The sequence below is a fragment of the Streptomyces sp. NPDC002784 genome (genome assembly GCF_053592135.1).
Map to the genome: position 1 here is coordinate 421,874 of NZ_JBSFVD010000001.1, position 20,981 is coordinate 442,854.

The 20,981-nt window shown below is 71.7% G+C and carries 18 protein-coding genes; 9 read left to right on the top strand and 9 right to left on the bottom strand.

All coding sequences use genetic code 11. The features are described from left to right. Positions 1-229: 229 nt before the first annotated feature. A complete protein-coding gene (locus ACWD1Z_RS01920; RefSeq protein ID WP_451114711.1) occupies positions 230-1,579 on the top strand; it encodes a M14 family metallopeptidase in 1,350 nt (449 codons plus the stop codon). Between the two features lie 11 nt (positions 1,580-1,590). On the opposite strand, the gene ACWD1Z_RS01925 is transcribed toward ACWD1Z_RS01920, so the two are convergent. The 5 genes from ACWD1Z_RS01925 to ACWD1Z_RS01945 form a co-directional block, all read right to left on the bottom strand. After that, complete coding sequence (locus tag ACWD1Z_RS01925; protein WP_451114713.1) at positions 1,591-2,112, bottom strand: hypothetical protein; 522 nt, start codon at positions 2,110-2,112, stop codon at positions 1,591-1,593. Positions 2,113-2,165: 53 nt separating this feature from the next. Then, positions 2,166-3,602: a GntP family permease gene (locus tag ACWD1Z_RS01930; RefSeq protein ID WP_451114714.1), complete on the bottom strand. Its 1,437-nt coding sequence runs from the start codon at positions 3,600-3,602 to the stop codon at positions 2,166-2,168. A gap of 103 nt (positions 3,603-3,705) precedes the next feature. Continuing rightward, entirely contained in the window at positions 3,706-4,116 is a 411-nt protein-coding gene (locus tag ACWD1Z_RS01935) for a RidA family protein (protein ID WP_389415189.1), read from the bottom strand. Next, a complete protein-coding gene (locus ACWD1Z_RS01940) occupies positions 4,113-4,874 on the bottom strand; it encodes an IclR family transcriptional regulator (RefSeq protein ID WP_451114716.1) in 762 nt (253 codons plus the stop codon). Before ACWD1Z_RS01940 ends, ACWD1Z_RS01935 begins: the two co-directional genes overlap by 4 nt. Continuing rightward, positions 4,871-5,911, bottom strand: coding sequence for a sugar kinase (locus tag ACWD1Z_RS01945; RefSeq protein ID WP_451114718.1), 1,041 nt, complete (start codon positions 5,909-5,911; stop codon positions 4,871-4,873). Before ACWD1Z_RS01945 ends, ACWD1Z_RS01940 begins: the two co-directional genes overlap by 4 nt. A 114-nt stretch (positions 5,912-6,025) precedes the next feature. Here ACWD1Z_RS01945 and ACWD1Z_RS01950 point away from each other — a divergent pair, with 114 nt between their 5' ends. Both ACWD1Z_RS01950 and ACWD1Z_RS01955 read left to right on the top strand, forming a co-directional pair. Further along, positions 6,026-7,297 carry an amino acid deaminase gene (locus ACWD1Z_RS01950; protein WP_451114719.1) on the top strand — a complete coding sequence of 424 codons (1,272 nt, stop codon included), beginning with the start codon at positions 6,026-6,028 and terminating at the stop codon, positions 7,295-7,297. A 10-nt stretch (positions 7,298-7,307) separates the two neighbouring features. Then, positions 7,308-8,894 carry an N-acyl-D-amino-acid deacylase family protein gene (locus ACWD1Z_RS01955; RefSeq protein ID WP_451114720.1) on the top strand — a complete coding sequence of 529 codons (1,587 nt, stop codon included), beginning with the start codon at positions 7,308-7,310 and terminating at the stop codon, positions 8,892-8,894. A 4-nt stretch (positions 8,895-8,898) separates the two neighbouring features. Here the strand turns inward: ACWD1Z_RS01955 and ACWD1Z_RS01960 are convergent, their stop codons facing one another. Together ACWD1Z_RS01960 and ACWD1Z_RS01965 are read right to left on the bottom strand one after the other, a co-directional pair. Then, positions 8,899-9,741 carry a trypsin-like serine peptidase gene (locus ACWD1Z_RS01960; protein ID WP_451114722.1) on the bottom strand — a complete coding sequence of 281 codons (843 nt, stop codon included), beginning with the start codon at positions 9,739-9,741 and terminating at the stop codon, positions 8,899-8,901. 133 nt (positions 9,742-9,874) lie between these two features. Beyond that, entirely contained in the window at positions 9,875-10,585 is a 711-nt protein-coding gene (locus ACWD1Z_RS01965; protein ID WP_451114724.1) for a hypothetical protein, read from the bottom strand. Positions 10,586-10,749: 164 nt separating this feature from the next. Here ACWD1Z_RS01965 and ACWD1Z_RS01970 point away from each other — a divergent pair, with 164 nt between their 5' ends. The 6 genes from ACWD1Z_RS01970 to ACWD1Z_RS01995 all read left to right on the top strand — a co-directional run bounded on the left by ACWD1Z_RS01970 (position 10,750) and on the right by ACWD1Z_RS01995 (position 17,165). Then, positions 10,750-11,961, top strand: a complete 1,212-nt coding sequence (locus ACWD1Z_RS01970) for a pyridoxal phosphate-dependent aminotransferase (RefSeq protein WP_451114726.1) — start codon at positions 10,750-10,752, stop codon at positions 11,959-11,961. Between the two features lie 82 nt (positions 11,962-12,043). Next, entirely contained in the window at positions 12,044-12,433 is a 390-nt protein-coding gene (locus ACWD1Z_RS01975) for an SCO4983 family protein (RefSeq protein WP_451114727.1), read from the top strand. A gap of 357 nt (positions 12,434-12,790) precedes the next feature. After that, complete coding sequence (locus ACWD1Z_RS01980) at positions 12,791-13,870, top strand: hypothetical protein (RefSeq protein WP_451114728.1); 1,080 nt, start codon at positions 12,791-12,793, stop codon at positions 13,868-13,870. A 13-nt stretch (positions 13,871-13,883) separates the two neighbouring features. Next, a complete protein-coding gene (locus ACWD1Z_RS01985; RefSeq protein WP_451114730.1) occupies positions 13,884-15,047 on the top strand; it encodes a toxic anion resistance protein in 1,164 nt (387 codons plus the stop codon). Beyond that, positions 15,044-16,570 carry a substrate-binding and vWA domain-containing protein gene (locus ACWD1Z_RS01990; RefSeq protein WP_451114731.1) on the top strand — a complete coding sequence of 509 codons (1,527 nt, stop codon included), beginning with the start codon at positions 15,044-15,046 and terminating at the stop codon, positions 16,568-16,570. Before ACWD1Z_RS01985 ends, ACWD1Z_RS01990 begins: the two co-directional genes overlap by 4 nt. Then, on the top strand, positions 16,557-17,165 hold the full coding sequence (locus ACWD1Z_RS01995) for a hypothetical protein (protein ID WP_451114733.1): 609 nt from the start codon (positions 16,557-16,559) through the stop codon (positions 17,163-17,165). The genes ACWD1Z_RS01990 and ACWD1Z_RS01995 overlap by 14 nt, the downstream gene beginning before the upstream one ends. Here ACWD1Z_RS01995 and ACWD1Z_RS02000 read toward each other — a convergent pair. Both ACWD1Z_RS02000 and ACWD1Z_RS02005 read right to left on the bottom strand, forming a co-directional pair. Next, on the bottom strand, positions 17,155-18,885 hold the full coding sequence (locus tag ACWD1Z_RS02000) for an Ig-like domain repeat protein (protein ID WP_451114735.1): 1,731 nt from the start codon (positions 18,883-18,885) through the stop codon (positions 17,155-17,157). The two genes, ACWD1Z_RS01995 and ACWD1Z_RS02000, sit on opposite strands and share 11 nt — an antisense overlap. Before the next feature lie 195 nt (positions 18,886-19,080). After that, a complete protein-coding gene (locus ACWD1Z_RS02005; RefSeq protein WP_451114736.1) occupies positions 19,081-20,925 on the bottom strand; it encodes a phosphoenolpyruvate carboxykinase (GTP) in 1,845 nt (614 codons plus the stop codon). Positions 20,926-20,981: the final 56 nt, after the last annotated feature.

Below are 20,981 nucleotides of genomic sequence, written 5' to 3' on the forward strand. Positions count from 1 at the left end.
CCGAGTGCACCTTCCGCCAGGCCCGCGTCACATGCCGCCCGCACGCGTACACTGCCCGCTCATCACCCCCGAGACGGGTTCCCGCCATCGAGGCCGTTTTCCGCCTTGACCCGCTCATGCCACGCACGGACGATGAGCGCCACCCGCACCAGTACGTCGCTGAACCACCCCCTGCTCCACTCCCCACCTTCCGGAGATCCCGGAAGCCCTGGAGACACAAGGAGAATTCATGCGACTTCGCATACGAGGCTCAGGCGCCCGCGGCGGCAGACGCACCGCCACGCTCGCCACCCTCCTGGCCCTGGCCCTCGCGGCACCCCTCTCCGCGACCGTCACGGCCAACGCCGACAGCGGCACCCGGGCGGCACCCTCCGCCGACACCGTCCGCCAGTACGAGATCCACACCCACTCGACCGCCAAGGACCGCACCGCGATCCAGCGCACCGGCGTCACCGTGGACGAGGTCGACGCGCACGGCCTGGTGGTCTCCGGCCGCGCCGACCAGATCCGCACCCTGCGCGGCCTCGGCTACGAGGTCACGCCGCTCGGCGCCGTACCGGACCGCTCGGGCGGCGCGGACGACGCCCGGCTGCTCGACTTCCCGTCGGCCGACTCCCGGTACCACAACTACGCGGAGATGACGAGCGCGATCAACTCGATCGTCTCGGCGAACCCGGCCATCGCCAGCACCCGGGTGATCGGCACGTCGTACCAGGGCCGGAACATCACGGCCATCAAGATCAGCGACAACGTCGGCACGGACGAGTCCGAGCCGGAGGTGCTGTTCACCCACCACCAGCACGCCCGCGAGCACCTCACCGTCGAGATGGCGCTGTACCTGCTGCGCGAGCTGACCTCCGACTACGGCTCCGACTCCCGGGTCACCAGCATGGTGAACAACCGCGAGATCTGGATCATCCCCGACATCAACCCGGACGGCGGCGAGTACGACATCGCCACCGGCTCGTACCGCTCCTGGCGCAAGAACCGGCAGCCCAACTCCGGTTCCTCCTACGTCGGTACCGACCTCAACCGCAACTGGAACTACCGCTGGGGCTGCTGCGGCGGCTCCTCCGGCTCCACGTCCTCCGACACCTACCGGGGTTCGGCGCCCGAGTCCGCGCCCGAGGTGCGGGTCGTGGCGAGCTTCGTGCGCAGCCGGGTCATCGGCGGCGTGCAGCAGATCAAGGCCGGGATCGACTTCCACACCTACAGCGAACTGGTGCTGTGGCCGTTCGGGTACACGTACTCCGACACCACGACCGGGATGACGGCCGACGACCGCAACGCCTTCGCGACGGTCGGCGGCAAGATGGCGGCCAGCAACGGCTACACGGCGGAGCAGGCCAGCGATCTGTACATCACCGACGGGTCGATCGACGACTACCTCTGGGGCACCCACAAGATCTTCGGGTACACCTTCGAGATGTATCCGCGCTCCAGCTCCGGCGGTGGGTTCTACCCGCCCGACGAGGTGATCGAGCGGGAGACCTCACGCAACCGGGACGCGGTGCTGCAGCTGCTGGAGAACGCGGACTGCATGTACCGGTCGATCGGGAAGGAGTCCCAGTACTGCTAGTCGGAGTACTGCTAGTCGGACTCCTCGAAGTAGGCGTCCAGCACGGCGTCGAGCTGTGACTCCCACTCGGCGAAGCGGCTCCTGGCCGCCGCCTCGATCTCGATCGGGTACCAACGGCGGTCAGGAGTGTGCACCGTGACGGTGTACCGCTTGCCGAAGCGGGCGGTCTCCGTCTCCACGGCGCCGATCTCGTCCCAGCGGAACTCGCACTCCTGGTCGTCCAGGCAGAGACGGACCCCGCGGCGGTCGGCGACGATCCTGGCCCGGCGGTCGGCGGCCTCGAAGACCGGCCCGTCGTCCGCGACTTCTTCGGCGGCGGTCTCGTCCTCCTCGGCCGCTGCCTCCGCCACCGCTTCCTTGACGACCTCGACCGCTTCCGCGGCCTCCACGGCCTTCGCGTCCGTCTCCTCGGGCTCCGCCGGCTCCTGCGCCCGCTTCACCATGGACACGGGCGGGGTGAGCCCGGGGACGAAGGCCGGGTCGAATCCGGCGCCCTCCAGGGGCTGGCTGCTCGATCCTATGCGCTGCTCCACAGCGGGCAGTATGGTCGACGAACCTGTGCCGCACACAGTCGGCACCGGCATCGTTATACGAAGATGCTCAACCCGGCGGCCACCACGAACCCCACCACCGACAGCACCGTCTCCAGCACGGTCCAGGTCTTCAGGGTGTCCCGCTCGCTGATGCCGAAGTACTTCGCCACCATCCAGAAGCCGCCGTCGTTGACGTGCGAGGCGAAGATGGAACCGGCCGAGATGGCCATGATGACGAGGGCGACGAAGGCCTGCGAGTGGTTCCCCTCCGCCAGCAGCGGCGCGACGATGCCCGCGGTGGTGACGATCGCCACCGTCGCGGAGCCCTGCGCCACCCGCAGCACCACGGAGATCAGGTAGGACAACGCGATCACCGGCAGGCCCACGTCGTTGAAGGTGTCCGACAGCGCCTGGGCCACCCCGCTCGCCTTCAGCACGGCGCCGAAGACCCCGCCCGCGCCGACGACCAGCAGGATGTTGCCGACCGGCTTGAGGGAGGACGTGGACACCGTCTCCAGGGACTTGCGGGACCAGCCGCGCCGGACGCCGAGGACGTAGTAGGCGAGCAGCAGCGCGATCGTCAGCGCCACGAAGGGGTGGCCGAAGAACTCGATGACCGAGCGCGGGGTGGACGGGTCGAGGGCGATCGAGGAGAACGTGGCCGCGAGGATCAGGATCAGCGGCGTACCGATGATGGCGAGCACCGTGCCGAGGGCGACCGGCTGTTCACGCGGCTCGCGCTGCTCGTGCTCGACGGCGCGCCTGGCCTCCTCCGCCGCCTCGACCATGTCCTGCGGTACGGCGACGAAGATCCGGCGGCCGATCCAGGCGGAGTACACCCAGGCCGCCAGGACGGCCGGGATGCCGCAGACGACGCCCATGAGGATGACCCAGCCGAGGTCCACGTGGAGGAGTCCGGCCGCGGCCACCGGGCCGGGGTGCGGGGGCAGGAAGGCGTGGGTCATCGACAGGCCCGCGAGCAGGGGCAGGCAGTACAGCAGGATCGATTTTCCGGAGCGCCTGGCGGCGGCGTAGACGATCGGGGCGAGGACGAAGATGCCCACGTCGAAGAAGACCGGGATGCCGAAGACGACGCCGGTGATGCCCATGGCGAGCGGGGCGCGCTTCTCGCCGAACAGCCCGAGCAGCCGGGACGCCAGCACGGCCGCGCCGCCGCTGACTTCGAGGATCGCGCCGAGCATGGTGCCCAGGCCGATGATGATGGCGACATGGCCGAGGATGCCGCCCATGCCGGTCTCGATGGTGGAGACGGCGTCGGAGCGCTGGACGGTGCCGAAGAGTTCGGTGACCGACAGGCCGGCGAGCAGGCCGACGGCTATGGAGACGGCGAGCAGGGCGACGAACGGCTGGAGCCGGACCCGGATGATCAGGAAGAGCAGCAGCGCGATGCCGACGGCGGCCACGGTGAGCAGACCGGCGGTGCCGTCGACGAGGAGGAGCAGGCCGCCGGTGTGCGGGGGTGGTGTCATGGGGGTCCTCTTGCTACGTACATACAGCTTTCGGGCAGGGGGGATCGCGGCATGGCCCGGCGAGGGGCCATGCCGTGGGGGTGGTACGGGAGTTGAGTGAGCGTCAGCCGAGGACGGCGAGCGCGTCGATCTCGATGAGCAGGCCCGCGGGAAGGCCGACGTAGACCGTCGTGCGCGCGGCGGGCGGGGCGGTGAGGTGCTGCGCCTCGAAATAGGCGTTGTAGATCTCGTTCATCTCGGCGAAGTGGGCCACGTCCGTCAGATAGACGCGGATCATCATCACGTCGTCCCAGCTCGCGCCGCCCTCCTCGAGGATCGCCTGGACGTTGTCGAGGGTCTGCAGGGTCTGCTCGCGCAGGGTGGGGCCGGCGGGCGTGGGCGGCTTGCCCTCCTCGGCCGGCAGGAAGCCGACCTGGCCGGCGACCTGGAGGATGTTGCCCTTGCGCACGCCGTGCGAGAACTTCGCGGGCGGGGTGGTGTGGGTCGGCGGGGTGAGCGCGGTCTTGTCGGTCATACGGGGTCCTTTGCCGGGGTCTTGCCTGAGTACTCGCCGCTGATCTCGTCGGCGGTGCGGCGCACCAGCGGGAGGAGGGTGAGGAGTTCGTCGGCGGTGACGACGACGTTGGGGGCCGAGACCGACATCGCGGCGACGACCCTGCCGTCCGCGCCGCGGATGGGGGCGGCGACGCAGTTGATGGACTCCTCGTGGCCACCGAGGTCGGTGGCCCAGCCCTGTTCGCGCACCGTGTCCAGCTCCCGCAGGAAGGCGGGGGCGTTGGGTGTCGAACGGGACGTGTACATGGGGTAGTCGAGCTTCTCCGCGAGGGCGCGGCGCTCGGGTTCGGTCAGGTCGGCGAGGAGCAGCTTGGCGACGGCGGCGACGGTGATGGCGACCGGCTTGCCGATCCGTGAGTACATGCGGACCGGGTAGCGGCTCTCGACCTTGTCGATGTAGAGCACCTCGTCCTCCTCGTACACGGCGAGGTGGACGGTGTGTCCGCACTTCTCGTTGAGGCGTACGAGGTGGGGGTGGGCGATCTCGCGGATGTCGAGGTTCTCCATCGCCTCCTGGGCGAGGGCGATCAGGCGGGCGCCGAGGCGGTAGCGCTGGTCGGACTGGCGGTAGACCATGCCGTGCTCGTGCAGGGTGCGCAGCAGGCGCAGGGCGGTGGACTTGTGCACCCCCAGGCGGTCGGCGACCTGGCCCAGGTCGGCGGGGCCCTCGGCGAGCAGCGGCAGGATGCTCAGCGCGCGGTCTACGGTCTGGCTCATGGGGTGCGTACCTCCTCCTCGGCCCGGGGTGCGGCCGGTGTCCAGCCGGGGCCGAGTCGAAGTCTCCCCCACGCCTCGTCGCCGAGGGCGGCCAGCCGGTCGGCGGTGTCGCGGGCCGGGGGCGGGGCGAGGTCGCCGGGGGCGGTGAGGGCGGCGGCGGCCCAGAGGTGGCCGTGCCGGAGCCGGTCCCGCAGCGGGAGTTCGCGCAGGGTGGCGGAGAGGAACCCGGCGGCGAAGGCGTCCCCGGCGCCGGTGGCCGACACGACGTCGACCCGGAGGGCGGGCTGGAAGACGCGGGCGGACTCCTGGAACACCGTCGCGCCCTTCGCCCCCTCCTTCACCACCAGCACTCCCGGCTCGGGCAGCAGTTCCCGGATCCCGTCCGGGCCGCCTTCCACCCCCCATGCCTGCGCCGCCTCGTCCTCCCCCACGAACACGAGGTCGCTGCCGCGGGCGAGGCCGAGCAGGACGTCACCGGCCGCGGCCGGGTCCCGCCACAGGCCGGCCCGGTGGTTGACGTCGAAGGAGACGAGCGGGCGGCCGGGGCCGCGTTCGGTGAGCTTCTGCACCAGCGCCAGGCAGCTGTCGGAGAGGGCGGCGGTGATCCCGGACAGGTGCAGCACGCGTCCGGGGCCCGCCTGCGCGTTCCGCACGCTCATCGCGGACGCCGCCGAGCCGGCCCGGTAGTACGCCACTTCGTGCGCGTCCGTCCCGCGGTCGCCGGCGGTGCGGAAGTACACGCCCGTGGGCCGCGCCGGGTCCCGGCCCACCGCCGACACATCGACGCCGTAGGAGCCGATCGCCTCGACCAGGTGGTCGCCGAAGCCGTCGGCGCCCACCCTGCTCACCCACCGCACCGAGTGTCCGGCGGCGGCCAGGGCGCAGGCGACGTTGGACTCGGCGCCGCCGATCGACCGGTCGAAGGAGGGCACGTCGGCGAGGCGGCCCGGCCGGGCGGGCAGGAACGCGACCATGGACTCGCCGAGCGCGACGACGTCCACGACGTCGAGGGTGTTGCCGGTCCCGGTGATGGTCACGATCGTCGTAGCTCCCCAGCCTTGTGCTCGTGTTGGCCGAGATGTTAGACAGCAGTAAGCGACATACGCAATGAGCGTTGCAAATAATGCAACGCACCGGATCAGGGAGGCCCCATGGCCGCTGAAGCGCTCGCCCGTCTGGCCGAGGAACGCGTCGACCACCGCTTCAAGGGCCTGCCGCCGGACGCCATGGGCCTGACCGTCGGCGAGCTGGCGGCCGAGCGGCGCAACCTCTTCACCGACACCGACGGCTTCGCCACCCCCGTGCTCGCCCTGTCCGCCGAGCGCCTGGAGCACAACCTGCGCCTGATGGAGACGTACGCCGAGCGCCACGGCCTGGCCTTCGCCCCGCACGGCAAGACCTCCATGGCCCCGCAGCTCTTCCGGCGCCAGATCGAGCACGGCGCCTGGGGCATCACGCTCGCGGTGCCCCATCAGGTGTGGGTGGCGCGGGAGTTCGGGATCCGCCGGGTGTTCCTCGCCAACGAGCTGGTGGACGCGGCGGCCCTGCGCCGCCTGGCCGCGGAACTCACCGCCGACCCGGACTTCCGGTTCGTCTGCTACGTCGACTCCGTGCGCGGGGTGGAGCTGATGGACGCGGCGCTCACGGGCGCCGCCCGGCCCGTGGACGTCGTCGTGGAACTCGCCGCGGGCGAGGGCGCGCGGACCGGTGTGCGCACCGAGGCCGAGTGCGCGGCGGTCGCCGACGCGGTGGCCGCCGCCCGCGCGCTGCGGCTGGTCGGCGTCGCCGGGTACGAGGGCGAGGTGCCGGGGGCCACCCCGGAGCGGGTGCACGCGTGGCTGCGCCGGCTGGTGGCGCTGGCCGGGGACTTCGACCGGGCGGGGCGGTTCGCGGACACCGACGAGATCGTCGTCAGCGCGGGCGGCAGCGCCTGGTTCGACGCGGTCGCCGACGTGTTCGCGCAGATCCCGCACCTCTCGCTGCCGGTACTGAAGTTGCTGCGCTCGGGCGCCTACGTCTCGCACGACGACGGCCACTACCGCAAGCTCACCCCGTTCAACCGGGTCCCCGCCGAGGGCGCCCTGGAGCCCGCGTTCCGGCTGTGGACGCAGGTGGTCTCCCGCCCCTCCGCCGAGCAGGCCTTCGTCAACGCCGGCAAGCGGGACGCCGCCTACGACCTCGACCTGCCCCTCGCCCAGGTGGTCCGCCGGGACGGCGTGGAGCGGCCGGCGGCCGGCATCGAGGTGACCGCCCTGTCCGACCAGCACGCGTGGCTGCGCACGGCACCCGGGGCGGACCTGGAGGTCGGCGACTGGGTCGGCCTCGGCCTCTCCCACCCGTGCACGTCCTTCGACAAGTGGCCGCTGATCCCGGTCGCCGAGGCGGACGGCACGGTCGTCGACTACATCCGTACGTTCTTCTAGGAGGCCCGCTGTGCAGGACCTGGTCATCCGGGACGCCGACGTGGTCGACGGCTCCGGCGCCGACGCCTACCGCGCCGACGTGGTCGTCGACGACGGCCGGATCGTCTCGATCGTGCGCGAGGCGGCCGCGGCGGGCTGCCAGCGACCCTCCGCCGTGCGCGAGCTGGACGCCGAAGGGCTGGTGCTGGCGCCCGGCTTCGTCGACATGCACGCGCACAGCGACCTGGCCCTGCTGCGGGACCCGGACCACAGCGCGAAGGCCGCGCAGGGCGTGACACTGGAGGTGATCGGCCAGGACGGGCTGTCGTACGCGCCGGCCGACGACCGTACGCTCGCCGAGGTGCGCCGCGCGATCACCGGCTGGAACGGCCACGGCGACGACATCGACTTCGACTGGCGCTCGGTCGGCGAGTACCTGGACCGCCTGGACCGGGGCGTCGCCGTGAACGCCGCCTACCTCGTCCCCCAGGGCACGGTCCGCGCCCTCGCGGTCGGCTGGGAGGACCGCGCGGCCACGCCCGGGGAGCTGGCGCGGATGCGGCAGCTGGTCGCGGAGGGCCTGGAGCAGGGCGCGGTCGGCATGTCCTCGGGCCTGACCTACACCCCCGGCATGTACGCCGAGGACGCCGAACTGACCGAACTGTGCCGGGTGGTGGCGTCGTACGGCGGCTACTACTGCCCGCACCACCGCTCCTACGGGGCGGGCGCGCTGGAGGCGTACGCGGAGATGGTGGCCCTGACCCGGGAGGCGGGCTGCGCCCTCCATCTGGCGCACGCCACGATGAACTTCGGCGTGAACAAGGGCCGGGCGCCGCAGCTGCTGGACCTGCTGGACGAGGCGCTGACGGCCGGCGCGGACATCAGCCTCGACACCTACCCGTACACCCCCGGCTGCACGACGCTGGCCGCGCTGCTGCCGAGCTGGGCGAGCGAGGGCGGCCCGGAGGCGGTGCTGGCGCGGCTGGCGGACGAGGAGAGCGCCGAGCGGATCCGGCACCACCTGGAGGTGACCGGCTCGGACGGCTGCCACGGCGTGCCCGTCGAGTGGGACACGATCGAGATCTCGGGGGTGAGCGACCCCGCCCTCGCCGCGCACGTCGGCCACCGCCTGGACGGCTGGACCACGGCCCGCCGGCTGCTCCTGGCGGACCGCCTCGGCACCACGATCCTCCAGCACGTCGGCCACGAGGAGAACGTCCGGTCGATCATGCGCCACCGCGTCCACACCGGCGGCTCGGACGGCATCCTCCAGGGCACCAAGCCGCACCCGCGGGCGTACGGCACCTTCCCGCGGTACCTCGGCCACTACGTACGGGAGTTGGGGGTGCTGTCGCTGGAGGAGTGCGTCGCGCACCTCACCTCCCGCCCCGCGGCCCGGCTGCGCCTGCCGGACCGCGGTCTGGTCCGCGAGGGCTACCGGGCCGACCTCGTCCTGTTCGACCCGCGGACGGTGGCGGCGGGCTCGACGTACGAGGAGCCGAGGAGGCTGCCCACCGGCATCCCGTACGTCCTGATCGACGGCCGCTTCGTGATCGAGGACGGCCGCCGGACGGACGTGCTGGCGGGCCGGTCGGTGCGGCGCACGCCCGTGAGGTGAACGGTCACGGCTTGGGCAGGACGCAGCCGCTCGCGCTCAGGTCCAGCTTGTTGTCGATGCCGAAGCAGGCCGGGAACTGGTACGTCTGCTGGGCGTAGTTGATGCCCCGGCGGACGGTGACGTTGCCGCTCGCGTCGACCTCGCAGGGGTTGTTGACGGTGCAGCTCTGGCCGTCCACGTTGCCGGTGTTGTTCACGGCGACGACCGTGTTGGTGGCCCGGTCGAGCACCGGCGAACCCGAGGTGCCGCCGATCGTGTCGCAGGCGGAGGTGTAACGGACGGAGTCCTTCCAGGTCCAGTCGCCCTCCTTCAGGCGGTACGCGAAGCCGTCGACGGAGCAGTTGTAGATCCGCTTCCAGTAGCCCGAGACGACGCTGATGGCGGTGCCGGCGACGGGGCGGGTGTCGCCGAGGGTGAGCGCGCTGATGCCGTACGAGGACCTGATCTCGGCGTAGGTGCGGGTGAGCTGGTAGATCGCGGCGTCGGTGTCGGTCATCGTCGCGTAGCTGATCTTGGCGGCGCGCAGGGTGGCGACCCGGGTGCCGGCGGAGTTGAGCAGCCCGAAGGAGCGGCTGGAGGGCCGGTCGACGACGACCTCGCCGGGCCGGGGGAAGCCGGTCTCCAGGCAGTGGCCGTTGGTGAGCACGAGCGCGGGGTCGTTGTCCTCGGAGTCGGGCATCCGCACGACGGAACCGGAGCAGTTGCTGAGCGACACGGTCCCGGCGAAGGTGACGGCCTGGATCGCGGGCGCGGCGCTGTCGCTCCGGTCGGGAGCGGCGACCGCGGGTGCCGCGCCGGCCCCGGCCAGGGCCAGGGCGGACAGCGCGACGACGAGAGGCTTTCTCATGTGGGGGTCCCCTCTTGCACCGAAGGTGACCGGAGATCTTCCGGCCACCCGCTGATTTGTCATGCGCATTGTTGTGTGAGGGGGTGCCGGGAACAAGCAGTCGTTTCCGGCCACGGCGGCCGACCCGAGGCGCCTACCGCGGCCTTTTGGTGCTGCCCGAGCCGCTTCCGGGCTTCTTCCCGGAGTTGCCCGGGCCGGTGTCGCCCGAGGCGGTGGGGGCGATGGCGGTGGCGGTGGGCTCGGGGGATTCGGCGGCGGGGGCCGTGGTCGCGGGGGCGGCGGAGTCCTCGCCGGGTGTCCGTGGCTGCGTCGGCTCCGCCTCGCCGGGGGTGGCCGTGGTGCCCGGCGCCTCGGACGCGGCGGCCGGCGGAGTCGGGGACGGGGCGGCGGACGGGTCGGCCGGCGTGCCGGCGTCGCCCGCCGGCGTGCGGTCCTCGTCCGCCGGCGTGCCGGTGTCGTCCTGCGCCGAGCGGGCCGGGTCCTTCTTGCCCTCCGAGCCGCCCGAGGAGGAGTCGGAGGAGAACCCGAAGCCCGCCACCAGGGCGGCGACCGAGACCGTGCCCAGCGCGCCGGCGGCCATCAGGAGGGGGCGGCGCTGATCCCGGCGGCGGTGCGAGCGGCGGGCGGCCCGGCCACCGGTGCCGGGCTCCCAGCCGCCGCCCGGCGCGCCGGTCACCCGCGGCAGCTCGCTCGTCTCGTCGTACGCGTTCTGCCAGCCGTGCGCCAGGGCCGGATCGCGGTACTCCTCGTAGTCGGGGGACGGAGCCGCCTGCGGGACGTACACCCGCGGCGGGCCCTGGGGACCCTCGCCGTGAGGACCCGTGACACCGTTGGGAGCATTCACGCCGTTCGTCCCGTTTCCGTGCTGCGGTGGCCTGGGCATGGCCGCGCATTGTAGAGACGGGAGGCGCACGGGGGACAGCCGTCGGCGATAACCTCCCAAACCACCCGTCTCATGTGGTGGGAAACACGGCCCATGGGGCGTTACCGGGCCGTAAGCTCACCGGCATGCAGGTGATCCAGTCGACCAAGCTCGCCAATGTCTGTTACGAGATCCGGGGTCCGGTTCTCGAGGAGGCCATGCGGCTGGAGGCGGCGGGACACCGCATCCTCAAGCTGAACACCGGCAACCCCGCGGCCTTCGGGTTCGAGTGCCCGCCGGAGATCCTGGAGGACATCCTCCGCAACGTCTCCTCGGCCCATGGGTACGGCGACGCCAAGGGGCTGCTCGCGGCGCGCCGCGCGGTCGTCATGCACAACCAGACCCTCGGCATCGAGACCGACGTCGAGCACGTCTTCGTCGGCAACGGCGTCTCCGAGCTGATCGTGATGGCGATGCAGGGACTGCTGGACGACGGCGACGAGGTGCTCGTGCCCTCGCCGGACTACCCGCTGTGGACCGCCGCCGTGTCGCTGTCCGGCGGGACCGCGGTGCACTACCGCTGCGACGAGCAGTCCGACTGGATGCCCGACCTCGCCGACGTGGAGCGGAAGATCAGCGACCGCACCAAGGCGATCGTCATCATCAACCCGAACAACCCCACGGGTGCCGTCTACGACGAGGCCGTGCTCAAGGGGCTCACGGACATCGCGCGCCGGCACAACCTCCTCGTCTGCTCCGACGAGATCTACGACAAGATCCTCTACGACGACGCCACCCACACCCCGACCGCCAAGGTCGCCCCGGACCTGCTGACCCTCACCTTCAACGGCATGTCGAAGGCGTACCGGGTGGCCGGTTACCGCGTCGGCTGGATGTCGATCTCCGGTCCACGGGCCCATGCCGACTCCTACATCGAGGGCCTGACGATCCTCGCCAATATGCGGCTGTGCGCCAACATGCCCGGTCAGCACGGTGTCGTCGCCGCCCTCAGCGGGCGGCAGACCATCAAGGACCTGGTCCTGCCGGGCGGGCGGCTCAAGGAGCAGATGGACGTCGCCTACGAGCTGCTCACGCAGATCCCCGGGGTGAGCTGCGTGCGCCCCAAGGGCGCCCTCTATCTCTTCCCCCGCCTCGATCCCCAGGTCTACAAGATCAAGGACGACCGGCAGCTCGTCCTGGACCTGCTGCGGCGCGAGAAGATCATGGTGGTCCAGGGGACCGGGTTCAACTGGAGCGAGCCCGACCACTTCCGGGTCGTGACGCTGCCGACGGTCGGGGATCTGCGGGACGCGGTGACCCGGATCGGGAACTTCCTCGACGGCTACAGCCAGCCTTGAGGAGCGGATCTACGCCCGGCTCAACTTTAGACGGAATCTAAGCTAGGATGGTTTCCTGTCAGAGCACAGGAGGCCATCCCCCATGTACGAACCGATCCGCACCAAGTCGGTCCACACGATGGCCGGCACCACCTCCGACTTCCCCCACCGGACGCGCGAGGAGGAGCTGGACATCCAGCTGGCGGGCCATCTCGCCGCACTGCTGGCGGTCACCGACGAACTGCGCGCCCTGGCCCCGTCCGCCGACCTGGACGCCGCCACCGAGCGGCTCGCGGAGCAGGTGACCCGGCTCCGGGGCGGCGCCGCGGTGCGTGCGGTGCCCACGGGCGTGGCCCGTGATCTGCCGGCGCTGCACCAGCGGGCGCACACGCTCGCCGGGCGCGCCCTGGTCGTCGCGGCGTCCCGCGCCGACACGGCGGCGGCGATCCTGGCGGCCGAGCGCATGGACGCGCACGCGTGCTGCGCGGCTTGAGCGGCGGCGCGTTGTCGCCGTAGGGGTTTCTGTCGCGTCGGCGGCTGCCTGTCGTGGGTGGTTGCTAGCGCCGTTCCCCGCGCCCCATTCGGGGCGCCCACAGTCGGCCCCGGTCCGCGTGCACCCGCAGCGACGCGCGGACCGGGCGCCATGCACTGCGCTGGCCTGAGCCGCGGTGCCTTGTCGCCGTAGGGGTTTCTGTCGCGTCGGCGGCTGCCTGTCGTGGGTGGTTGCTCGCGCCGTTCCCCGCGCCCCTTTCCGGGCCCCCTTGGGGTGTTGCAGGAACGGAGTCGGTATGACTCCTGGCGTTCATCGGGCGTGGCGGGGAATGTTGGGTTCCGGGAGCACTCTCGGCGTGTGAGACGAATCATCGGAATCGTCCTCGCGGTGATGCTGATCGGCGGCGTGGTGGCGGCTGTCGTGGCGGGCCGGGAATCCGGGGACACGGGCACGGCAACGAAGACCGTGCGAGCAGTGATCGGATCGGAGAAGGCGGAGTTCTTCGCCGATCCCGACGTGGTGGAGGCCCTGGCCGCCCAGGGCTACACCGTGCGGACGGAGACGTCCGGGTCCTGGGCGATGGAGGGGCTCGACCTCAAGGGGTACGACCTCGCCTTCCCCTCCAGCAAGGCGCCCGCCGACGAGCTGGCCGCCAAGTACGAGGTGCGCCAGCCGCTGCCGCGGCCCTTCTACTCGCCCCTCGTCGTGGTGGCCCACCGCAGCGCCGCCGACGTCCTCGCCGACAACGGCCTGGCGACGCTGGACGGGGAGCACCGCGGCACCCTGAGGATGACCGCCTACCTCGACGCCGCCCGCGCGGACAGGACCTGGCAGCAGCTCAAGGGCGCCGACAAGCACGGGGAGCTGACCGGCACCCTCTTCATCGCCTCGACCGACCCGCAGACCTCCAACTCGGGCGCCCTGTACCTCGCCGCGGCCTCCTGGGTCGCGGGCGGCGGCCGGGTCGCCGCGAGCGCCGAGGACGTCGAGGCGACCGCGCCGCTGATGCGCAAGCTGGTCAGCGTGCAGGGCGCCCAGCAGTCCAGCACGGACGCGGCGTTCCGGGACTTCGTCAGCGGCGCCGGGAACCCGCTGGTCCTCGTCTACGAGTCGCAGGTCGCCGCACTGCTCGGGCAGGGCGAGGGCGGCGTGGCCGACCTGACCGTCCTCTACCCGGACACCACCGCCAACAGCGACCACACCGTCGTACCGCTGACCGAGGAGGGCCGCGCGCTGGGCGACCTGCTCGGCTCGGACCCCCGGCTGCGCGAGCTCGCGGTCCGGCACGGGTTCCGGCCGCAGGGCGCCGGCGCCGAATTCACCTCGGCCACCGCCGCGCACGCGGCCTATCTCAACCAGCAGCTCACCGGCGTCCGGCAGGTGCCCGTGCCCACCTCCGCGGTGCTGCACGACATGGCGCGCCGGGCCGGATCCTAGGGGGGAACCGCACATGACCGAGGAAACCTTCACGCTCACCCCGCCCGAGGCCGTCGCGCCGGTGCCGCGGGAGAAGGCCGGCGGGCTGGTCCCCGTCGACGAGAGCGTCCGCGCGGGCATCGCGCAGAAGGCCGCCGACTACGTCCACACGCTCGCGGCCCTCGACGCCCGCTCCCCGGAGTTCGCCGGAAAGGTCGGGGAGATCACCGCGCTCGGCGCCGGTGAGATGCGCAGCGCCGCCGCGCAGTCCAACCGGATGCTGGAGCGCACCGTGCGCAGCCTGCCCGACAAGGGCGGGGACGCCCAGTCGCAGGTCGCGGGCTCGCTGGTGGAACTGCGCCGGGTGGTCGAGGACTTGGACCCGCGTGACATACCCGCCTCCAAGGGCCGCAAGTTCCTCTCCCGGCTGCCCGGTGGCAACCGGCTGCGCGACCACGTCGCCAAGTACGCCTCCGCACAGGGCACTCTCAACAGAATCGTGGGCACGCTGCGCGGCGGCCAGGACGAACTGCGCCGGGACAACGCGGCGTTGCAGACCGAGCGGGTCCGTCTGTGGGAGACCATGGGCAAGCTCCAGGAGTACGTCGTCCTCACCGAGGCCCTCGACACCGCCGTCGAGGAGCACATCGCCGGGGTCGGCGATCCCGGGGCGGCCGACACGCTCCGCGCCGATGTCCTCTTCCCCGTCCGGCAGAAGCACCAGGACCTGCTCACCCAGCTCGCGGTGTGCGCGCAGGGCTACCTCGCCATGGACGTCGTACGGCGCAACAACGACGAGCTGATCAAGGGCGTCGACCGGGCCGCCACCACGACCGTGTCGGCGCTGCGGATCTCGGTGATGCTGGCGTCCGCGCTGGACAACCAGAAGAAGGTCATCGAGCAGGTCAACGCGTTGCGCGGGACCACCGAGGACCTGGTGCGGGGCAACGCCGAGATGCTCGCCACGCAGAGCGGGGAGATCCAGCGCATCGCCGCCGACCCCGCGGTCGGCGCGGAGACCCTGCGGTCGGCGTTCCAGCAGATCTACCGGACCCTGGACGCCATCGACACGTACAAGGTCCAGGCCACCGAGGCGATGGCGACGACCGTGGAGAACCTGACCTCCGAACTCCAGCACGCCTCCGCCTACTTGGAGCGCAGCCGGAACCGGGGCGCGCTGGACGGGGGCCTCGGATGAGACGCCGCGCCGCCCTGCTCACCGTCGCCCTGCTCGCCACCGCCTGCACCGCGCAGGGGGAGAAGGAGCCCGACTCCCCCGAGCCCGGCACCCTGCGCGTCCTCGCCTCCAGCGAACTCGCCGACATGACCCCGGTGCTCGACCGGGTCGAGCAGGACACCGGAATCAAGGTCGACGCCACCTACCTGGGCACCCTGGACGCCGTGGAGCTGCTCGCCAAGGGCGGCACGGACGGGAAGTTCGACGCCGTGTGGCTGTCGTCCAACGACTATCTGCGGCTGCGCCCCGAAGCGGCGAGGAAGGTCGTCTCGGAGACCCCGGTGATGAGCAGCCCGGTCGCCATCGGCGTCAGGCCGGACACCGTGCGCGAGCTGGGCTGGAAGCCGGAGAAGGTCACCTGGTCACAGGTCGAGCGGGCGGTACGGGACGGGAAGCTGACGTACGGCATGACCGACCCGGCACGCTCCAACTCCGGGTTCGCCACGCTCGTCTCGGTCGCCTCCGCCCTCTCCGGCGCCCAGTCGGCGCTCACGGACGCGGACGTCGACCAGGCCCGCCCGCGGCTGAAGGAGTTCTTCCGGGGCCAGCGGCTGACCTCGGGCTCCTCAGGCTGGCTGGCGGCCGCCTACGAGCGGCGCGGGGACGTGGACGCGATGCTCAACTACGAGTCCGTGCTCAAGGGCATCCCGGATCTGACCGTGATCCGCCCGAGCGACGGTGTCGTCACCGCCGACTACCCCCTCTCCACGCTCGCCGCCACGGACGCCGGCACCCGGGAGACCGTGCGCCGGCTGGCCGAGGCCCTGCGCGGCCCGGACCTGCAGCAGGAGATCACCGACCTCACCCACCGCCGCCCGGTCGTCGCCTCCGTGACCCCGGGGGCGGGCCTGGACCCCGGCCGCCGCCGCGAACTGCCCTTCCCCGGCAGCCGCTCCGTCGCCGACGGGCTGCTCGACGCCTACGAGAACGAACTGCGCCGCCCGTCCCGGACGGTGTACGTCCTCGACACCTCGGGCTCGATGCGCGGCGACCGCCTGACCCGCCTGAAGTCGGCGCTCACCGGGCTCACCGGCGACTTCCGCGAGCGGGAGGAGGTGACGCTGATGCCGTTCGGCTCGGACGTCAAGAGCGTGCGTACCCACGTCGTCGACCCCGCGGACCCGGCTACCGGACTCGACGCCATCCGCGAGGACACCGCGGCGCTCACCGCCGAGGGCGACACCGCGATCTACACGTCGCTGGAGGAGGCGTACGGCCATCTCGGCGCCGGGCGGGACACGTTCACGTCGATCGTGCTGATGACGGACGGCGAGAACACCGCGGGCGCCGAGGCGGAGGAGTTCGACGCCTTCTACGCCGGGCTCGACCGGGACCGGCGCGGCACGCCCGTCTTCCCCATCCTCTTCGGCGACTCCGACCGGGCCGAGCTGGAGCACATCGCCGAACTGACCGGCGGCCGTCTCTTCGACGCCCGGCAGGGCTCGCTGGACGGCGCCTTCGAGGAGATCCGTGGCTATCAGTAGATACCTCGAGTCCCGCACGAACATCGCCGGCAGCGTCTGCGGGATCGCCGGGCTCGGAATGACCTTCGCCGGGGTGGCGGGCCCGTACTGGCCGGTCGTCGTCGCGGGACTGTACGGCGCGGGCGCGCTGATCGCCCCGCCGGAGCGGCCCGCCCTGCCGGCCTTCCCGGACCCGTCGGAGCAACTGCAGGAGCTGCGCCGGGACTTCGAGAAGCTGTGCGGATATCTGGCGGAGGTCGAGCTGCCCCCGGCCGCCGAGGGACAGCTGACCGAGCTGACGAACCTGCTCACCGCGCTGCTGGCGCCGGGCTGGGCCACCCATTTGCTCGCCGGGGACCCGGAGGGCCTGCACACCCTGGGGCGGGCCGTACGGCAGGACCTTCCCGAGGCCGTCGACAGCTTCGTACGGGCGAGGTGGTGGACGCGGCTGACGCCGGGACAGGAGGCGCCGGAGCGGCATCTGGAGCGTCAGCTCGGTCTGCTGCGGCAGGAGGCGGAGAGCCTGGCGGCGGGCCTGCGGGACACGGAGGCCCGCCGCCAGGAGACCCACACCCGGTACCTGGAGGACCGGGGCGGGGGCGGGATCAGCGCGTGACGTGGACCGTCGCGGACGCCGTGGCGCCCAGGTGGAGGTCGTCGCCGGGCCAGCTGACCGTGTAGGTGACGTCGCGGCGGGCGCGCGGGATGTCGTTGAGGGTGAAGGTGCCGTCCGCGCCGACCGTCACCGACGACAGGGTGCCGGTGCCGAGGCGGTCGGTGCGCTCGACCTTGAGCACCGCCCGGTCGGGCAGCGCCCTGCCCTGCGCGGTGAACGTGCCGGTGATCTCCACGCCCGAGCTGATCGAGGCCTCCGCCGGGGCGGTGAGCGCGATCGAGGTGGGCGCCTTGCCGACGCTGACCGTGGTGGTGGGGCCGTCCGCCGGGCGGTGGGTGAGGTCGCCGAGGAAGGAGACGCGGTAGGTGGCGTCGCCGAGCAGACCGGGCTCGTCGAGGACGGTGTAGGAGCCGTCCTCCTTGACCGTGAAGGTGCCCAGGTCGTGGGTGCCGGCCGCGTCCGTACGGCTGGCGGTGACCTTGAAGGGCTGCCCGGGCGCCGGGCCGTCCCACTCCAGCTTGCCGCGCACGGCGAGCGGTTCGCCCGCGACCGCCTGGGCGGGGCTGTGGGTCAGCCCGCCGGTGAAGCGGACGTCGTACTGCACGGCCGGGGGCTGGATGATGTGCAGCCAGTACTGGCCGCCGGTGGCGTTGGTGGTGACGGCGAACAGCCGGGAGCCGTCCGCCGACCACTCCATGCCGCGCGGCACGACCCGGTCACCGTCCTGGCTGCCCTCGAAGACGAACTCCAGCGGGGCCGTGGCGTCGCCGGGGTCCGCGGGCTGCACCAGCAGGTCGGGGGTGGCGCCTGTGGCCGAGGCGCCGCGCGCCAGGTACGCGCCGTCGCCGCTGAAGGCGACGGAGCTGGCGGTGGCACCGGCCGGCAGGGCCTGGTAGCCGGTGGCCGCGTCGGACAGGTCGCCGGTGTTGAGCAGCCGGGTGCCGGTCTTGGCGTCGGCGAGGGCGATCTTCGCCCCGTCCGGGGAGACGGCGATGTCCTTGAGGTCCAGCGCGCCCTGGCCGGTGGCGTCGGCGAACCGGCGGGTGGCGTCGCGCACCGGGGTCTCGCCGCTGCCGTCGAAGACGCTGAGGAACGGGTTCGGCGCCGAGGAGTTGAGCCCCTGCCCCATCACGAAGGTGTCGTTCGGGCCGCCCTCGAGCAGGAGCTTGCCGGTGTCGTTCCATCCGGTGCGCTGCCAGCCGCCGTTGACGATCGTGTCCATGGTGGAGGTTGCCGTGGCGCACTGGGTGAGGTTGTCGGCCCACTGCGAGGTGTAGTACGGCTTGCCTCCGGCGACCACGACCTCGCGCCCGCACTGGTCGCTGGGCGCGCTGGGCGCGCTCTTGATGGCCAGCGTGGCGGTGTCGTAGGCGGATATCCGGTAGCGCTCGCCGACGTACAGCGTGCTCGCGTCGGTGCTGAGGGCCAGGCCGGAGACGTGGTAGTTGGTGTGGATGGTGGAGATGCGCTCGCCCTGGAAGGTGTAGACGGCGACCTGTCCGTAGGTGGAGCTGGTGCCCACGGCCGCGTCGGCGAGGAAGACGCGCTGGTGGACGCTGTCGACGGCCAGCGCCGAGTACGACGTGAACGGCAGCTTGGCCACGTTGTCGGAGGCCGCCGCGTGCGCCGCGGGCGCCGTGGCGACGGTGAGTCCGGTCCCGGCGAGGACCGCGGCGAGGACGGTGGCCGCCAGGCGTCCGGAACGGTGTGCTGTATTCAACTGTGCCCCCCACAGGCTGTGTCGGGCCCCACCGGAAGCGGTGGGACCCGTGCGCCCCCCATGTAACAGGGGTGAAGATCCCGTGTTCAAGGGGGCGCGAGGGAGGGCGTGTTGCTGCCGCCCGCGGCCGGCCCGTGACGATCACTGGTCAGGGCTCCCATCGGAGGCCGGCCGCGGGGGTTCATGGGGGAGGGACTAGCCCAGGCGCTGCACCAGCGCGTGGTACTCGTCCCACAGTTCCTTCGGCGTGTGGTCGCCGAAGGTGTTGAGGTGGTCGGGGACCAGCGCGGCCTCCTCGCGCCAGACCTCCTTGTCGACCGTGAGCAGGAACTCCAGGTCGGAGTCGGCCAGTTCGAGGCCCTTGGTGTCGAGGGCGTCCTTCGTCGGCAGGACGCCGATCGGGGTCTCGACGCCCTCGGCCTTGCCCTCGAGCCGCTCCACGATCCACTTCAGGACCCGGGAGTTCTCGCCGAAGCCGGGCCAGACGAACTTGCCCTGGTCGTTCTTGCGGAACCAGTTGACGTAGTAGATCTTCGGGAGCTTCGCGGCGTCCTTGCCCTTGGCGACGTCGACCCAGTGACCCATGTAGTCGCCCATGTTGTAGCCGCAGAACGGCAGCATGGCGAACGGGTCGCGGCGCAGCTCGCCGACCTTGCCCTCGGCGGCGGCGGTCTTCTCGGAGGCGACGTTCGCGCCGAGGAAGACGCCGTGGTTCCAGTCGAAGGACTCCGTGACCAGCGGTACGGCGGTGGCGCGCCGGCCGCCGAAGAGGATCGCGGAGATCGGCACGCCCTTGGGGTCCTCCCACTCGGGCGCGATGATCGGGCACTGCGCGGCGGGGACGGTGAAGCGGGCGTTGGGGTGGGCGGCCGGGGTCTGAGAGGAGGGCGTCCAGTCGTTGCCCTTCCAGTCGGTGAGGTGGGCCGGGGTCTCCTCCGTCATGCCCTCCCACCAGACGTCGTTGTCGTCGGTCAGCGCCACGTTGGTGAAGACGGAGTTGCCCCACAGCGTCTTCATCGCGTTGGCGTTGGTGTGCTCACCGGTGCCGGGCGCGACGCCGAAGAAGCCGGCCTCGGGGTTGATGGCGTACAGGCGGCCGTCCTCGCCGAAGCGCATCCAGGCGATGTCGTCGCCGATCGTCTCGACGGTCCAGCCGGAGATCGTGGGCTCCAGCATGGCGAGGTTGGTCTTGCCGCAGGCGCTCGGGAAGGCGGCGGCGACGTACTTGGGCTCGCCCTGCGGCGGGGTGAGTTTCAGGATCAGCATGTGCTCGGCGAGCCAGCCCTCGTCGCGGGCCATGACGGAGGCGATGCGCAGGGCGTAGCACTTCTTGCCGAGCAGGGCGTTGCCGCCGTAGCCGGAGCCGTAGGACCAGATCTCGCGGGACTCCGGGAAGTGGGAGATGTACTTGGTGGAGTTGCAGGGCCACGGCACGTCCGCCTCGCCCTCGGCCAGCGGCGCTCCGAGCGTGTGCACGGCACGCACGAAGAAGCCGTCGGAGCCCAGCTCGTCGAGGACGGGCTGCCCCATGCGCGTCATGGTGCGCATGGAGACCGCGACGTAGGCGGAGTCGGTGATCTCGACGCCGATCGCGGAGAGGTCCGAGCCGAGGGGGCCCATGCAGAACGGGACGACGTACATCGTCCGGCCCTTCATCGAGCCGCGGAAGATGCCCTTCTCCCCCGCGAAGCTGTTTTCTTCTCCAGTGAAGATGGCCCGCATCTCGGCGGGCGCCTTCCAGTGGTTGGTGGGGCCCGCGTCCTCTTCCTTCTCGGAGCAGATGAAGGTGCGGTCCTCGACACGCGCCACGTCGGTGGGGTCGGAGGCCGCGTAGTAGGAGTTGGGGCGCTTGATCGGGTCGAGCCGCTTGAAGGTGCCCTTCGCCACGAGCTCCTCGCACAGGCGCTCGTACTCGGCCTCGGATCCGTCGCACCAGACCACGTTGTCCGGCTCGGTCAGTTCCGCGATCTCGTCGACCCACGAGATCAGTTCCTGATGGGTGGTGGGGACGCCGGGGGGAGCCGCGATGTCGCGCGCCACGATTGCTCCTAAATGAGGGATTTTTGGTTGGAGGCCCCGTGGGGGCTGCGACCCGG

Bases quoted from the DNA above. Each gene is read 5' to 3' on its own strand.
- ACWD1Z_RS01920 (WP_451114711.1), top strand. From the start codon at position 230: ATGCGACTTCGCATACGAGGCTCAGGCGCCCGCGGCGGCAGACGCACC.
- ACWD1Z_RS01930 (WP_451114714.1), bottom strand. From the start codon at position 3,602: ATGACACCACCCCCGCACACCGGCGGCCTGCTCCTCCTCGTCGACGGC.
- ACWD1Z_RS01935 (WP_389415189.1), bottom strand. From the start codon at position 4,116: ATGACCGACAAGACCGCGCTCACCCCGCCGACCCACACCACCCCGCCC.
- ACWD1Z_RS01940 (WP_451114716.1), bottom strand. From the start codon at position 4,874: ATGAGCCAGACCGTAGACCGCGCGCTGAGCATCCTGCCGCTGCTCGCC.
- ACWD1Z_RS01950 (WP_451114719.1), top strand. From the start codon at position 6,026: ATGGCCGCTGAAGCGCTCGCCCGTCTGGCCGAGGAACGCGTCGACCAC.
- ACWD1Z_RS01960 (WP_451114722.1), bottom strand. From the start codon at position 9,741: ATGAGAAAGCCTCTCGTCGTCGCGCTGTCCGCCCTGGCCCTGGCCGGG.
- ACWD1Z_RS01970 (WP_451114726.1), top strand. From the start codon at position 10,750: ATGCAGGTGATCCAGTCGACCAAGCTCGCCAATGTCTGTTACGAGATC.
- ACWD1Z_RS01975 (WP_451114727.1), top strand. From the start codon at position 12,044: ATGTACGAACCGATCCGCACCAAGTCGGTCCACACGATGGCCGGCACC.
- ACWD1Z_RS01985 (WP_451114730.1), top strand. From the start codon at position 13,884: ATGACCGAGGAAACCTTCACGCTCACCCCGCCCGAGGCCGTCGCGCCG.
- ACWD1Z_RS01990 (WP_451114731.1), top strand. From the start codon at position 15,044: ATGAGACGCCGCGCCGCCCTGCTCACCGTCGCCCTGCTCGCCACCGCC.